Origin of the sequence: Dokdonella sp. (assembly GCF_035703485.1) — a bacterium.
Lineage (GTDB): Bacteria > Pseudomonadota > Gammaproteobacteria > Xanthomonadales > Rhodanobacteraceae > Dokdonella.
The window spans coordinates 1-15302 of the sequence record NZ_DASSYD010000167.1; the positions used below are offsets into that span (position 1 = coordinate 1).

Annotated in this window: 14 protein-coding genes; 7 read left to right on the forward strand and 7 right to left on the reverse strand. The window is 58.6% G+C overall.

The window, feature by feature from the left end; all coding sequences use genetic code 11:
• Both ispG and VFN25_RS12835 read left to right on the forward strand, forming a co-directional pair.
• The coding region (gene ispG / locus VFN25_RS12830; RefSeq protein ID WP_325142512.1) for a flavodoxin-dependent (E)-4-hydroxy-3-methylbut-2-enyl-diphosphate synthase at positions 1–1250 on the forward strand (1250 nt) is incomplete at its 5' end.
• A 37-nt stretch (positions 1251–1287) separates the two neighbouring features.
• Complete coding sequence (locus VFN25_RS12835) at positions 1288–1716, forward strand: hypothetical protein (protein WP_325142514.1); 429 nt, start codon at positions 1288–1290, stop codon at positions 1714–1716.
• Positions 1717–1812: 96 nt separating this feature from the next.
• On the opposite strand, the gene imuA is transcribed toward VFN25_RS12835, so the two are convergent.
• Both imuA and lexA read right to left on the reverse strand, forming a co-directional pair.
• A complete protein-coding gene (gene imuA / locus VFN25_RS12840; protein WP_325142516.1) occupies positions 1813–2337 on the reverse strand; it encodes a translesion DNA synthesis-associated protein ImuA in 525 nt (174 codons plus the stop codon).
• Positions 2338–2450: 113 nt separating this feature from the next.
• On the reverse strand, positions 2451–3062 hold the full coding sequence (gene lexA / locus VFN25_RS12845) for a transcriptional repressor LexA (RefSeq protein WP_325142518.1): 612 nt from the start codon (positions 3060–3062) through the stop codon (positions 2451–2453).
• 374 nt (positions 3063–3436) lie between these two features.
• Between lexA and VFN25_RS12850 the strand changes: the two genes are divergently transcribed.
• Positions 3437–3901 carry a hypothetical protein gene (locus tag VFN25_RS12850; protein ID WP_325142520.1) on the forward strand — a complete coding sequence of 155 codons (465 nt, stop codon included), beginning with the start codon at positions 3437–3439 and terminating at the stop codon, positions 3899–3901.
• 596 nt (positions 3902–4497) lie between these two features.
• Here the strand turns inward: VFN25_RS12850 and VFN25_RS12855 are convergent.
• Positions 4498–5004 (reverse strand): DUF3833 family protein, encoded by a 507-nt coding sequence (locus tag VFN25_RS12855; protein WP_325142522.1) that lies wholly within the window; start codon positions 5002–5004, stop codon positions 4498–4500.
• A gap of 261 nt (positions 5005–5265) precedes the next feature.
• Between VFN25_RS12855 and VFN25_RS12860 the strand changes: the two genes are divergently transcribed.
• Together VFN25_RS12860 and VFN25_RS12865 are read left to right on the forward strand one after the other, a co-directional pair.
• Positions 5266–6678 carry a nodulation protein NfeD gene (locus VFN25_RS12860; protein WP_325142524.1) on the forward strand — a complete coding sequence of 471 codons (1413 nt, stop codon included), beginning with the start codon at positions 5266–5268 and terminating at the stop codon, positions 6676–6678.
• A 38-nt stretch (positions 6679–6716) separates the two neighbouring features.
• Positions 6717–7496 (forward strand): slipin family protein, encoded by a 780-nt coding sequence (locus tag VFN25_RS12865; protein ID WP_325142526.1) that lies wholly within the window; start codon positions 6717–6719, stop codon positions 7494–7496.
• A gap of 75 nt (positions 7497–7571) precedes the next feature.
• Here VFN25_RS12865 and VFN25_RS12870 read toward each other — a convergent pair whose 3' ends face one another.
• Positions 7572–8444: a LysR substrate-binding domain-containing protein gene (locus VFN25_RS12870; RefSeq protein ID WP_325142528.1), complete on the reverse strand. Its 873-nt coding sequence runs from the start codon at positions 8442–8444 to the stop codon at positions 7572–7574.
• Between the two features lie 243 nt (positions 8445–8687).
• On the opposite strand from VFN25_RS12870, the gene VFN25_RS12875 reads away from it, so the two are divergent.
• Both VFN25_RS12875 and fghA read left to right on the forward strand, forming a co-directional pair.
• Positions 8688–9806 carry an S-(hydroxymethyl)glutathione dehydrogenase/class III alcohol dehydrogenase gene (locus tag VFN25_RS12875; protein WP_325142573.1) on the forward strand — a complete coding sequence of 373 codons (1119 nt, stop codon included), beginning with the start codon at positions 8688–8690 and terminating at the stop codon, positions 9804–9806.
• Between the two features lie 59 nt (positions 9807–9865).
• Positions 9866–10699, forward strand: coding sequence for an S-formylglutathione hydrolase (gene fghA, locus VFN25_RS12880; RefSeq protein ID WP_414648955.1), 834 nt, complete (start codon positions 9866–9868; stop codon positions 10697–10699).
• 87 nt (positions 10700–10786) lie between these two features.
• On the opposite strand, the gene VFN25_RS12885 is transcribed toward fghA, so the two are convergent.
• The 3 genes from VFN25_RS12885 to VFN25_RS12895 all read right to left on the reverse strand — a co-directional run bounded on the left by VFN25_RS12885 (position 10787) and on the right by VFN25_RS12895 (position 14836).
• On the reverse strand, positions 10787–12058 hold the full coding sequence (locus VFN25_RS12885; protein WP_325142532.1) for an O-acetylhomoserine aminocarboxypropyltransferase/cysteine synthase family protein: 1272 nt from the start codon (positions 12056–12058) through the stop codon (positions 10787–10789).
• A 221-nt stretch (positions 12059–12279) separates the two neighbouring features.
• Entirely contained in the window at positions 12280–13632 is a 1353-nt protein-coding gene (locus VFN25_RS12890) for a hypothetical protein (protein ID WP_325142533.1), read from the reverse strand.
• A gap of 115 nt (positions 13633–13747) precedes the next feature.
• Positions 13748–14836 (reverse strand): hypothetical protein, encoded by a 1089-nt coding sequence (locus VFN25_RS12895; protein ID WP_325142535.1) that lies wholly within the window; start codon positions 14834–14836, stop codon positions 13748–13750.
• Positions 14837–15302: the final 466 nt, after the last annotated feature.

The window sequence follows — 15302 nt, forward strand, 5'->3', positions numbered from 1 at the left end:
AGCTCACCAATTCGACGCTCGGCGCCCCCGATCCGCGTCACAGAACTGTCGCAGTCGATGTCGGCGGCGTGACCGTCGGCGGCGGCGCCCCGATCGTCGTGCAATCGATGACCAATACCGACACCGCTGATGTTGCCTCGACGACGCGTCAGATCGCGGAGCTGGCGCGCAGCGGTTCGGAACTGGTACGCATCACGGTCAACAACGCAGAGTCCGCCGCCGCTGTACCGAGAATCCGGGATCGTCTTGCGATGATGTCGGTGGAGGTGCCGCTGATTGGTGATTTCCACTACAACGGACATCAACTACTCGCTGATGAACCCGCGGCGGCCGAAGCATTGGCCAAATACCGAATCAACCCGGGCAATGTCGGATTCGGGCGCAAGAAGGATGGTCAGTTTTCTGCAATCATCGAAACGGCGCTGCGCTACGACAAGCCCGTGCGCATTGGTGCCAATTGGGGCTCGCTTGACCAGAGCATGGTCGCGATGCTGATGGATGAGAACCATGCGCGGGTCGATCCCTGGGATGCCGCGCGAGTTGCACGCGAGGCTTTGATTCGTTCGGCTCTCGATTCTGCGGCTCGCGCTGAAGAGCTCGGCATGGGACGTGATCGGATCATCATTTCGTGCAAGGTTTCCGGTGTGCGGGAGCTGATTGCGGTCTATCGCGATCTCGCGGTGCGCTGTGACTACGCATTGCATCTCGGTCTGACCGAAGCCGGCATGGGTTCGAAGGGAATTGTTGCCTCGACCGCGGCGCTGAGCGTGCTGCTGCAGGAAGGAATAGGTGACACCATTCGAATTTCTCTGACGCCTGAACCCGGCGAATCGCGAACCCACGAGGTGATCGTCGCGCAGGAATTGCTGCAGACCATGGGGCTGCGTGCGTTTACACCAATGGTCACGGCTTGCCCCGGATGTGGTCGAACGACCAGCTCACTTTTCCAGGAGCTGGCGAAATCGGTTCAAGAGCATGTGCGCGAAAAGATGCCACTTTGGCGAATCAAGTATGACGGCGTCGAAAACATGACGCTTGCGGTCATGGGTTGCATCGTCAACGGACCTGGCGAATCAAAGCACGCAGATATTGGTATCTCCCTGCCTGGCACCGGTGAGTCACCTGCGGCACCGGTTTTCATTGATGGGCAAAAGGCGATGACCCTGCGCGGCGACAGTATCGCCAGCGACTTCATTGACGTCATCGAAGGCTATGTAGCGAAAAAGTACGTGCAACGCGGATCCGCGTGATCGGCATCTGGAGTAGCGCTTGAAGGGTCAGCCAAATTTGATCGCGATTGATCATGATGACTACCACGCTGAGCACGTGGGTCGCACCCGAGACGGCCGTCAATTCCTGCTGACCAACCCGTTTGATCCAGCAACAGACGCCAGTCCCGGCTGCGAATTCGTCGCGCTCTATACATTCGATCAAACCGGTCAGCTCATTGAGGCAAGGATCGACAGTCTGGGCCCACGCGCAGACCTTGATGCCGAGGCACGTCGTTCCTTGTACCTCGAAAGGCTTGCATGCCTCGGTGATGTCTCATTTGAGCGGGTGGAGGTTGCTCCGTTTTGCCTGGAGCAATTCGGTCTTCAATTTGGCTTGGTCGCACGAGCGCCGGAAGAAGAAGGTGACGAATGGGCCGTAGAGATGCAGCCAGGCAATTACATGGCCTTCTTTGCTCCATGGGACAGCGGAGAGTACGACACATGATTGGTCCGGTGTCCGGCTGAATTCAAGCGGGTGTGAATTCGGCAAACGGATTATCTGAAACCGCTGGCATCGATCGCATAGACGCCCTCACCTGGATCAGGCATCGAGGATGCCACGGCATCTCAATATTTCGATGCGACGACCTTGCTCACCCATGGCAATCTTGATTCGGAGCGCAGCCGGACTCGGTTGATCAACCGCCGCCGCCGAGCGAAAGACAAAGGCGAGGGCCGTACCACCTTCTGCTGCCAACTGCAGATTTCGCAACTGGCGGTAGTCATCGCGGGATTGCCAGAGAACAACAGCCGCACATCCTCCTGCGCGCAGGTATTGCTCGGCACTCCAATGCGTGTCGCTGACGCTGGAATCAATTCGGGAAAGATGGTCGAGGTCGATGCCGGCCGCGACCAGCCTGCGTGAATCGAGTGCATTCGGTGCGCCGATGATGGCAACCCGTTGGCGTGCACGCGTGAGTGCCGCAAGTGCAGGGAGAAGCAATCCAAGCTCGCTGTTGTCCATTTTTTCAACGAGGATCTCGATCAATCCGCCAAGCGGCCACCCGCCTCCGGGCAACAAGGTATCGAGCGAGGCATTGCCGCTTGGTCGCGATCGAAGCGACAAACCGGCTCGCCGCGAGGGGCGTCGGATGGCGCGGGCTTCGAAGCCAAGGTCGAATCGCGGTTGCAGATGAATTGGAGTGCAGTGTTGCAAAGGGGACGCAAGGACAGCGGACATCAGGTTCTCCGGATCATGCCGACATAGAGTCCTTCGATTGCGAAGGATTCACACTCGGGGTCGACTTCGATCGGCGCGAAATCAGGGTTGGAAGGGAGCAGGCGAATCCGTCCACGCTTTCGCTCCAGGGTTTTCAAGGTCACTTCATCGTCGATGCGGGCGACCACGATGCGCCCGTCATCCGCTGTCTGGGTGCGATGGATGGCGGCGAGGTCGCCGTCGAGAATGCCGGCGTCACGCATGCTCAAGCCGACGACGCGCAGGAAGTAGTCGGGGCGCGGTCGAAACAGGCTGGCATCGATGCCGAATTCGCCTTCGATATTCTCGGTCGCAAGAATTGGACTACCGGCGGCCACGCGGCCGACGAGGGGCAGCATCACGGCCGCCGGTGTCCGTGAGCGATGGCTTAGGCGCAGTCCACGATGCGGGACGCGTTCAAGCACGCCTTTCCTGACCAATGCCGTTACGTAATCCTGAGCCGAGCTATGCCGCGCAAAACCCATCGCATCGGCGATTTCGCGCAAGGTCGGTGCTCGGCCAAGGTCGGCCACATGAGACTGGATGTATTCCAGCACGCGGCGTTGGTTGTCGGTCAGATTGGTCTCGTCCATACGTACTAATGTACGTATATCGGATCTTGAATGCAATACCGGAATGCCGCGAGGCACTGCCACGAGATGCCTGGATGCATTGAGACGACGTTGGGCATACCGGGTTGCTCGATTCCTTGCTTCGCGAAGCGCTGCTCTCGATTGAGCATTCCCCTTCGCTCAGTTCCCATCAAGGCGCTTGGGTGGTGCTGCGACGGAAGTCTTCTGTTATGCGTCAGGGGAGATGTGAAGGTTGTCGCTTTGTCATGTCTACCTGACTTTTGTTCGCACTCTCGCACCGAAAGCAGGACGCCAGGTCGTTGTCGGTGAGATTGATGAGGGTAGAGACGCAGCAAAACCCGTCAGCAAGCAAGCCCCTCAGACCAAGAGCACTGATGATGACAAGCACTGACCGGCACAGCAGGCAAAGTTTATTTCTCAATCAAGGAACCTCTATGTATCCAGCCAACCGTATTGTTCAGGCCATGATTTTTCTGTTGAGCCTCGTTCCCGTTTCGGCGATAGCCCGGTACGAAGCCAGTTCCCTGCGCGCCGCTTCGTCGAAGAGTTCTTCCAGCTACGAGTCGGGTCGCAGCACCGGCAGTCGCATGGGCTTCACCGGACCTGAAGGTACGGGTCGACCTGGCATCTACTTTTTCAAGAAGGGTGAAAATGCGTTTGAGAGAGACCAGTACGACTTTGCCATCGAGATGTACGAGGTGGCGGCGTCGTGGGCTTACAAACCGGCCCAGTACAACCTTTCAGTCATGTACTCAAAAGGCAGGGCATTCCGGTTGATCTGCCCCGGGCGATGGCCTGGATCGCGCTGGCAGCCGAGCGCGGAGAGCCGCGCTACGTGAGGGTGCGTGACGCGATCAATGTCACCCTGGACAGCGAACAGGTTGCCGAGGCCAATCGGATTCTCGATCAACTGAAACCAAAATATGCCGACAAGAAGGCCATGCGAAAGGCCAAGCGACGCTGGCGTGATGCAAAGCTCGATAGGACCGGATCCCGGCTGGGCTTCGCTGGCGGTGTGAAGGTTGGTGGAGCGGGCCAAACCTGGGCGGCATGTCAAACAATCAACTTACAACCGCTTGGGCCGTCACTGGTGGCAAGCAGAACGACGCTTCAATTGAATACCGTCAATTGCAGGAAAGCGGCGGGCCCTACGAGGAAAAGGATCGGGAACTTACAGGAACGGCAACCGTGGATTCCCTCATCATCCCGGATCTCAACAAGAACAGGGTTCCGACCACCACGCCAGCAGGGGACTCCGGGCATCAATAAGCGTGAGCATGGCTGATCCCGGGTGAAGCCACGAACGTTCGGTCGGACTTCTTGTTTGGCCGCACGCTTTCCGGCGATTGGCCAGCCGCCTTGTTGTGTCAATAGCCGATCAGGTGCAGACAGAAATCCATTGCCTGGCGGTCGTGCGGGTTGCATCAATCCGGCGTTACCGGATGGGGGTTTCCAGGACGATGGTCTCGTCCAGCCACCCGACCGGGATACCAAGCAAAGTGATCTTGCCGATATTGTCGATCGTCCTGCCGTCGGACATCAGTTCAAGTGTCTGGTGCATGGAAAGCAGACTCTTGATGCGATAGCGCAAGGTCAGTCGATTACCTTCGCTTCGACCTGATACGTCCCCGACCGCATCGCTCAGTGTTCCGGCGTACACGCCCGGGCTCACGGTGCGGAGGATCCAGCTTCGATCTTTCGCAGGCTGGCCCTCGAACGTAACGGTCTGGTCGAGTTGGAAGCTTCCGTCTGGCCGCAACTGCCCGAGACTCTCGACATGGAACGGCTGCGGCTTGCCGAGAAAAATCGTCAGTGAACCATGGCCTTCACTGTGCCCGGCAAACAGTTGCTGAGGAGTCAATTCAACGGCCGCGTTCTGGGCGCTTGGGCCGGTACAGGCGAGCAACAAGCCGAAGCCGAGATGGCGAATGGGAATCAGCATTGTTGCAGCGCTCTTGTTGAGGCGCGCATTTCAGCTCATCGAATGCAGATCGAAGATGTTTCCCTGCATGTCTGTCTCCTCGTTGTTAGTGATGAACGGAATGCTCGCCCGACACTCATGGTAGCTTGGTTCTGCCGACTGGCCTCAATCGGACCAACGGCCCGTTGATTACGCGCAAGGAGAGCACATATCGTATGGTGTGAAGGATTCATTCGATGATTGCCACGCGATGGTTGCGACTTCGCTCGGAGATTCGCGCTGATGAAACGTTTTTTGGCTGCATGCCTTTCGATCGCAGGTACGTTGCTGGTCGCCGTCGCATTGGCTCAAGGTTCCGGCGCTGCAAGCGAGTCCGGCTTTGTCGCGCGCATCCAGCTGAATGGCCCGATCGGACCGGCCGCCGCCGAATATTTTGATAGCGCGTTACAGCGCGCTGATACGGATGGTGCGAGTGCCATCGTGTTGCAACTGGATACGCCAGGTGGCCTGTCCACTTCGATGCGCCAGATCGTCAGCAGTATGCTCGCAGCGGACGTTCCGATTCTTGGCTATGTTGCTCCCGATGGCGCGCGCGCGGCTTCGGCCGGCACCTACATTCTTTATGCTGCACAGATTGCCGCGATGGCTCCGGCGACTCATCTCGGCGCGGCAACGCCGGTTTCGATTGGTGGTGGCATGCTCTCGCCGGCAAAGCCCGATCCGGCCGCCGATGACAAGGGCGAGCCAGCCAAGAGCGATAACGAAACTCCAAAATCGGATGCGAAACCTGACGCAAAGACTGATTCAGGTGATGCCGAGTCCAGCAAGGTCCTGAATGATTCGATTGCCTACATTCGAACGCTTGCGCAGTTGCGCGGACGCAATGCGGATTGGGCAGAGAAAGCGGTGCGCGACGCCGCAACCCTTACGGCAAGCGAAGCGGTTGCCGCAGGTGTCATCGATTTCATCGCCGTCGACACGGCGGACCTTCTGGCCAAGACTGATGGCCGTGAAGTGCGCGTTGGCGAGCGCACGCTCACGCTCAAACTCGGGGGCATGGAGGTTCGTGAATACGCGCCGAATTGGCGCAACAGCTTTCTCGGCGTGATCACCAACCCGACCGTCGCCTATCTGCTCTTGCTGGCCGGAATCTACGGCCTGGTTCTTGAAGCCATGCACCCGGGTGGTTTGCTGCCGGGAGTGGTCGGCGCGATCAGCTTGCTGGTCGGTCTGTACGCATTGCAGATGCTGCCTGTGAACTATGCGGGGCTCGCCTTGATGCTGCTTGGAATTGGATTGCTCGTCGCCGAAGCCTTCACTCCGGCCTATGGCACGCTGGGCCTCGGTGGCACCGCCGCTTTCATTTTTGGTTCCATCCTGTTGCTGGATACGGATGTTCCGGGATTTTCAATCAACGTTGGCGTGATTGGTGGCATCGCCGCCGGTGCATGCGGATTGCTGGCCGTAGTACTCTGGTTGGTCATGCGCGCGCGGCGCGCACACATCATCGGAGGCGATCAACAAATGCTCGATGCGCAGGGCGAGATGCTCGATGCGATCAGCGTCGGCGGTGTTGCTCAGGCGCGCTTCCTTGGTGAGCGTTGGCAGGTACGCAGCGAACAGGCATTGCCCGCTGGTACACGCGTTCGAGTATTGCGTCGCGACGGCCTGACATTGTGGGTCACAGCGGAATAAATCGTGCGCAATGTGCGCACTCTTGAAAGGAGACAGTCATGTTTGGATTTGCTGGTGTAGTAGTCATCCTGATCCTGTTTTTACTGGTCTCCACGATCAAGGTCCTGCCCGAGTACGAGCGCGGCGTGATCCTGACTCTGGGACGCTACACAGGCACCAAGGGCCCCGGTCTGATCCTGCTCTTGCCGGTCATTCAGCGCATCATTCGCGTCGACTTGCGCGTCAACGTGATGGACGTTCCACCACAGGATGTCATTTCGCTTGACAACGTCTCGGTGCGAGTCAACGCCGTGGTCTACTTCCGCGTGGTCGATCCGGAAAAATGCGTCTTGCAAGTTGCCGACTTCTATCAGGCCACCAGCCAATTGGCGCAAACCCGTCTGCGCTCGGTGCTCGGTCAGCATGAGCTCGATGAGATTCTGTCCAAGCGTGATTCAATCAACCACACCTTGCAGACAACCCTTGATGAGGCCACCGACCCTTGGGGGATCAAGATTTCGGATGTCGAAATCAAGGATGTCGACATCAACGAGACCATGGTTCGCGCAATTGCACGTCAGGCCGAGGCCGAGCGTGAGCGCCGCGCCAAGGTGATCCATGCCGAGGGCGAAATGCAGGCATCGGAAAAGCTGCGTGATGCCGCGGCGATGCTGTCACAGCAACCGCAAGCCATGCAGTTGCGCTATCTGCAGACGATGGCCGACATGTCCAACAGTGGCAACTCCTCGACCATTGTCTTCCCGCTGCCGCTGGACCTCATTCAGCCCCTGCTCGAAGCATTTCCGCCGAAGAAGAAGAGCAACGATACCGCTTCGTAACTTTGGCTGCATGGCAACCGCCACGGAGTGCTGAAGGGAGCTTTGCTCGTTGGCTTTCCGGGAACAGGTCAGCGCTCAGATTGCCAGGCTCTGTCGCAGATGCTCAAGCAGAAAACGTACTTTCGGTGACAAGTGGCGATTGTGCGGGTAGACCGCCCAGATGCCTTCATCGGGCGGCTGGAACTGCGTCAACAGGGCAATCAGCTTCCCGGAGCCCAGATGCGCCTGCACGTAGTAGTCCGGCAGTTGCACGATGCCCACACCCTTGAGCGCGGCATCGAGCAATGCCCAGCCGCTGCCGCAGGTGATATTGCCCTTGATTCTCAGGCTTCGGGGTTTGCCGTTTTCCTGAAATCGCCAATGGTCCTGGCTGCCCTGCAGGCAGTTGTGGCTCTCCAGCTCGGACAAGGAGTGCGGGGTTCCGCGGTTTGCCAGATACAGTGGTGACGCACACACGTGCTGGGTTCTTGAAGCCAGCTGCGTGGCCATCAGGGTGGAGCTCGCCAGCGTGCCCATGCGCACGGCCAGGTCATAACCTTCGGCGACGAGGTCGACGGTCCGGTTGGTCAGGTTCAGGTGAACCTCGAGTTCCGGATGGCGCAGGACGAAATCATTGACCAGCGGCGCGATCGTCCTTTCCCCGTAGATTACCGGTGCGGTAATACTCAATTTGCCGCGCGGCACCGTCTGGAAATTGGTCACCGTACGTTCGGCTTCGTCCAGCGCGTCAAGGATCTGACGACAATGCTGAAAATAGATCTGTCCGGTTTCCGTCACCGAGACCTTGCGCGTGGTTCGGTGGAACAGCTTGGTCGCCAGGCGGGCCTCCAGGGCGCTGACCTGGCGGCTGACCTGAGCGGTGGATATGCCCAGCCGTTTCGCCGCTTTGGTGAAGCTCTCGGTCTCGGCGACAGCGACGAACTCGGTGACCCCTTCCCATGCAAACATTGTCAATCCTGGCGTTTGATGTACCGATCCTGCCCGGCCTGATTATTACGACTGGGTAAGAGTGTTTTGCAGATTGCCCGGATTATGAATTTCCCGGTAACCATTAGACTATACCCGTCGCACAACAAGCGTGGATCGAGATCGTAGCGATCCAGCTTCGTCGGCCTCCATTCGCAGCGCCAGATGCGGTTTCTCAGAATTCATCGTGTCGCGCAACCCACCAAGGAAAAAACTATGTCTCAGATGATCAAATCCAGGGCGGCCATTGCATGGGGGGCCAACCAGCCCTTGTCCATTGAAGAAGTGGATGTGATGCCGCCGCAAGCCGGCGAAGTGCGGATTCGCATTATTGCCACGGGCGTCTGCCATACCGATGCATTCACCCTTTCGGGCGATGATCCGGAAGGCATCTTCCCGGTCATCCTCGGTCACGAGGGTGGCGGCATCGTCGAGTCGATTGGCGAAGGCGTCACCAGCGTCAAGGTCGGCGACCATGTGATTCCGCTGTACACGCCGGAATGTGGGGAGTGCAAATTCTGCAAATCCGGCAAGACCAACCTGTGCCAGAAGATCCGCGAGACCCAGGGCAAGGGCCTGATGCCGGATGGCACCACGCGCTTCTTCAAGGACGGCAAGCCGATCTTCCATTACATGGGCTGTTCGACGTTCTCCGAATACACGGTATTGCCGGAGATTGCGCTGGCCAAGGTCAACAAGGACGCCCCGCTCGAGGAAGTCTGTCTGCTCGGTTGTGGCGTGACCACCGGCATGGGCGCGGTGATGAATACGGCCAAGGTCGAGGAAGGCGCCACCGTGGCGATCTTCGGTCTGGGTGGCATTGGCCTGTCGGCCATCATTGGCGCGACCATGGCCAAGGCCAGCCGGATCATCGCGATTGATATCAATGAGAGCAAATTCGAACTGGCGCGCAAGCTCGGTGCGACCGATTGCATCAATCCCAAGGATTACGACAAGCCGATCCAGGATGTGATCGTCGAGTTGACCGACGGTGGCGTGGACTACTCGTTCGAGTGCATCGGCAATGTCAACGTAATGCGCTCGGCGCTGGAGTGCTGCCACAAGGGCTGGGGCGAGTCGGTGATCATCGGCGTGGCCGGTGCCGGCCAGGAAATTTCCACCCGCCCGTTCCAGTTGGTTACCGGCCGTGTCTGGCGCGGTTCGGCCTTCGGTGGCGTCAAGGGTCGCTCGGAGTTGCCGGGCATCGTTGATCGCTACATGCAGGGCGAGTTCAAGCTCGACGATTTCATCACCCACACGATGGGTCTGGAGCAGATCAACGAAGCATTCGAACTGATGCACGCCGGCAAGAGCATCCGCAGCGTGATCCATTTCAACATGTAATACGACGCAGCCATCCGCGCGCGGGTGGCTGCGTCCATGACGAGGACAATTTGATGACAATAGAGAATTTGAGTCGCAACCGCATGTTCGGCGGCTGGAACAAGCAATACCGGCACGCTTCAAGCAGTCTGAATTGCGACATGCGCTTTGCCATCTACCTGCCGCCGCAGGCCTCCAACGGTCAGAAAGTACCGGTGCTGTATTGGCTGTCAGGTCTGACCTGCACCGACGAGAACTTCATGCACAAGGCTGGTGCCCAGCGCATCGCAGCCGAACTCGGCATTGCCATTGTGGCCCCGGACACCAGCCCCCGAGGCGACGCCGTGGCGGATGCAGAGGGCTATGACCTCGGCAAGGGTGCCGGCTTTTATGTAAACGCCACGCAAAGCCCGTGGAGCGAGCACTACCAGATGTACGACTACGTGATGGATGAGTTGCCGAAACTGATCGAGGCGACGTTCCCGGTCAGCGACCTGCGCTCGATTTCCGGCCACTCGATGGGTGGTCACGGCGCCCTGGTCATGGCCTTGCGCAATCCGCAGCGTTTCAAGTCGGTGTCGGCGTTCAGCCCGATCAGCAACCCGATCAACAGCCCCTGGGGCAAGAAGGCATTCTCCGCCTATCTGGGCAAGAACACCGACAGCTGGGCGGACTACGATGCCAGTTTGCTGATGCGCCAGGCGAGCCAGTTCGTGCCGACCCTGGTCGATCAGGGTGAGGCTGACGAGTTCCTGGTCGAACAACTGAAACCCGAAGCACTGGAGGCGGCGGCCAAGACCAGTGGTTATCCCCTGGAGCTCAACCGCCATGAAGGTTACGACCACAGCTACTTCTTCATCGCCAGCTTCATCGAACAGCACCTGCGCTTTCACGCGCAGCACCTGGGCGCGTAGCGCTCACCCAGAGTTGCAGCGTGTGCCCAGCCTGGCGGTTTTGATTTCCAGGCTGGGCCACGTTTTCTGCCTCCGAGCTTCGGGCGGCTATACGGCTGCGAAGGCCTGTTCCAGATCGGCGATCAGGTCGTCGATGTGCTCGATGCCGATGGACAGGCGTATCAGATCGGCACTGACCCCGGCTTTTGCCAGCTCCTCGTCGTTGAGCTGGCGGTGGGTGGTGCTGGCCGGGTGGCAGGCCAGGCTTTTGGCGTCGCCGATGTTGACCAGCCGCTTGATCAGTTCGAGCTTGTCCATGAAGCGCGCGCAATTCTCGCGGTCACCCTTGAGGCCGAAACTGAGGATGGCCGATGGAATGCCGCCGTCCATGTATTTCTGTGCCAGGGCGTAGTCACGATTGTCCGCGAGGCCGGCGAAATTGATCCAGCTGACCTTCGGGTGATCCTTCAAGTGGCGCGCGATGGCCAGCGCATTCTGGCAATGGCGCTCCATGCGCAGCGACAGCGTCTCGATACCCTGCAGGATCAGAAACGCGTTGAAGGGTGAAATGGCGGCGCCCATGTTGCGCAGTGGCACGACCCGCGCACGCCCGATGAAGGCGGCTTCCTTGAACGCATCGACGTAGACCACGCCGTGATAGCTCGGGTCGGGCAGGTTGAACTGCGGGAAGCGGGCACTACCTTTCCATGGAAACTTGCCCGAATCCACCAGCACGCCACCGAGGCTGGTGCCGTGGCCGCCCATGTACTTGGTCAAGGCGTGGATGACGATGTCCGCGCCGTGCTCGATCGGCCGGCACAGGGCCGGGGAGGGCACCGTGTTGTCGACTGCCAGCGGTACGCCGGCGGCATGGGCAACTTCGGCGAGCGCCGCGATGTCGACGACATTGCCGGCCGGATTGCCGACCGACTCGCAAAAGACCAGCCGGGTATTTTCGTCAATGGCGGCGGCGACGGCTTTCGCGTCGCGGCCATCGACCATGCGCACTTCGATGCCCTGATTGGGCAAGGTGTGACAGAAGAAGTTGTAGGTGCCGCCGTAGAGCTGGCTGGTGGCGACGATGTTGTCGCCGGCCCTGGCCAGGGTCTGCACGCAAGCCGTGATCGCGGCCATGCCCGAGGCAAAGGCGAGCGCGCCGATGCCACCTTCCAGCAGCGCCACACGCTCTTCCAGCACCGCCGTGGTGGGATTCATGATGCGCGTGTAGATGTTGCCCGCAACCTTGAGGTCGAACAGGTCGGCGCCATGCTGGGTGTCATCGAAGTAATAGCTGGTGGTCTGGTAAAGCGGTACGGCCACGGAGTGCGTCTGTGGATCACCGGCAAAGCCGCCGTGAATGGCGATGGTTTCCCGCTTCATGTTGTTTCCTCGGCTGATGGGAGTGCCAGTGCGGGCAGGCGATGGCAAGGTAAAGGCCGAGAGTCTAGCGGAGAAGAGACGGGTTTCCCGACTATTCCCATTACCGGCGGATATATGGATATACGTCCATTTGAAATCCGCGACGGATTCCGGGTGCCTTGAAAGCGCCTGTGTTGCCCAGGGACCACACTGCCGGCGTTGCTGGTTGGGGCGTCCCGGTTCTAGTCCGTCAGGTCTGCAAAGATGTGGTGAAACAGCGCGCAGCTTTTCAGGGCGACAAACAATGCCGACAACTTCTCACCCTGGCTGGCGACTTCTGCTGCGCCATAGCGATCGCTGAATTGAGCGAGCACGGCGTGAAGACCCGCGCCGCGAAACATGCTGGTCAGCATGCGCAGTTCGGTGGTGCTGAAATCGAGACCGATCAGATTTGCAAAGCGTTCTGTATTGCCGGTCATTTCAGCAACCCAGGCCATCACCTGATCAACTGGATCGTCAACGTGGAATTCGCGCTGCACCAGACGCAGCAGTTCCTGTCTGTCGAACACATTGAGGAGCAGGGCGAGCAGGAAGCGGTGTCCGGGATCGTGCAGCTTGCGTCGGCAATCGATAACCGTTTGGCTGAGCAAATCGTTGTGCACAACCTGAGCGAGCAGTTGGCGCTCTTCCGCGGGCAACGCCGCGCACACCGCGGCTAGTTCTCGCGCCTGCTCCGGGTCCGCGGAGATTCGCGTTTGCTCTGATATCAGCAAATAGGCGAGAAGAAGATCGGCATTCGCCAGAACACGATGAAGATGCACGAGCACGGCATCTTTACCCAGCGCGCGCAACATGCGCAGATACTGCAACTTGCGAATAGTGGGCGCATGGCGCTGAAACGGATCGAATGCAAGTCCCGGCCAGCGATAGTCGTATTGCACTTCGGCGTCAGGATCATCGGTGATCGTACGAATGACGATCGTCAGCGACGGGCGGATCATGTGGAACAGCGAATGAATCAGATCGCTGCCGCGAGCGATGATGCGGGTATCGCCAGCATGCAGTACTTCAAGACCCACCAACCGAAGGCGGCCAGGAATGGCGCGCTGCATTTTCGCAGTCGGTTGCCTGGCGTCAAATTGAAATCGGCTGTGAATGCTCGAACCGGCCAATACGTGGAACGCGCCGCAAAAAGCGTGTTGATGGATGCTCGTGGTGCCGTCCAGCCAGATCAATGCCGAGATATCGAAATCGCCGCCGTGGTAGAGCGACAGCGGTGGTTCGGCGAACTTGCCGTCCAGATCCGCCTGCTTGCACAGCGTGTCGGCGCTGAGCATGTAGTCAATGAGATCGTCATGCGTGATGTGTGCGGACGGGTTGAAGTTTTCCAGTTGATTTGCAGCCACACGTTGGAGGTTTGCGTAGACGGCTTCGGAGCCTTCGCCGAGTTCCGCCGCGATGGTGTCGCCCAGGCGCTGGAAGTAGGCCTGCACGTGGTGCACAGGCTTTTCAGACGTGTTCGCCTCAGGCTTGACCATCTGACCCATGATCGTCATTGCACCCACCGTGTCGTGTCTGGCGCAGACAGATGCCACCTATTCGAGCTTTTTGATAGAAAAAGGCGACGTTCAAAAAACTCATCAGCCACGCAACACGATTGGCAAGCCTTTTGAACGTCATCGCAGTTGTGCCAATTGATCAGCGTAGCCTTCACTCCAGTTCTCCGTCATAGCTGTCGTTGACGAAATGAAACAACAAGGATGCAGAGCTGTATCCATCGGGCAGCGGATCGCGGCTGTGCATCAGCTCGCGTCCTCTGAGTATCAAAGCCTCGCCCACGCGTTGATGCAACGAACGGATCGTGCCGTTTCGGTCTTTCAGCTTGAGCGCCCAGGGTGATCGACCCTCTGCATCGAGTGGCGTGCAATCGAGTAGCAGCGTAATCGTGTACTCGCATGGAGGTCGATCGGTGTGCCAGAACAGATCTCCACCAGCAATGTAAATTGACACGAAGCAGTAGGAAGGCTTCGTTGGTTGTCCCACGAGTTGCGATACACGCTCATTCAACTGATCGTGCCAGAAGCGGGCGACAGGATGGTTGTGTGCGACGAAGCGATGGATTCCGCGGTCCTCTTTGCAGGCCAAGAAACCTTGTGATGCCAGGGCCTTGAAATAGCGACCCAGTTCCTTCACATGCTCGGCTGGAAGCAGGTTCTCCAGGTGAGAAAAACCTTCGCGTTCGAAGTGGATGCGTGTTTTCTCGTCATCCAGATCGCCTTTCGAATTCAAGGTTTCGACGCACTTTTTGTCGTCGCAGCCAGCAAGTTCAGTGTCGCCAGCGAATTGAATGGGCGCCCAGACGCTACCGTGGTGATGCGGTTCAAATCGGAGCGCTTGCTCCTGCCATTCGGCAGGAATGCGCAGTGTAGACAGATGCGCGGTGCGGCGTGCCGGGTCACCGATTTTGTCGCGCGAGTTTTTTGCGTTCGAGATCTTCAGGTCACGTCGCGGAAATCGATAAGCGACTTCCTCAGGCATCGCATCTGCGGGTACGAAGAGGCCGATCTGGCGCAGTTCAATCGCTTCCTGTTCGCCGATCTGCGCGTCATTTCGGCCATCGATCAGAATTGAGCAGAGAAAGGCATGCGCGCCGGGCAGATTCTCTGCGCTGACCGTTACGCGGGACAAGGCTGCTCCCTTGACAGGAGCCTCAACCAGAAACGAAGGTGGCTGCTCGCTTGCGTGAATCGAGATTCTGGCACTCGGGTTGAGTGCAATGCCCAGGGATGTCGGACTCATGGGGCTAACAGCCTGTCGAACCTTGCTCTTTTAGCCAAATTCTCGTCTCAATCAGCAGGAGCTGACAGTCTGCTGGATTGGAACGTAGACATGTTTCGGGTCAGCGAGCTCTTTGACATGCGCGCCAATGAAATCGCGGAGCAGCAAAGGACTCGAACCGAGCGCTCGGCACTTGCATAATTGGGGGAAACCGAAGAGGCGAGAAATTACGCCCCTTCGTCAGTAACAATGCGCTGGTCCTATTGATCGGAGCGGGCATTCAGCGATGGGTTTGGCGGTGGTTCCGGTGAGCGCGGGGCTTGGCCATTGCTGTCGAGTGTCGCGGTGCTACGCACCATGGCATTCAGTTGATCTACAACGTCCTTGGATACTTTCAGCATATCCTGCGATTTCTGATTCATCTTGACGCCTTGTTGTCGGATGGGTTGGACCGGAGTTTGCGTTGAACACGCCGAATCAAGCTAGA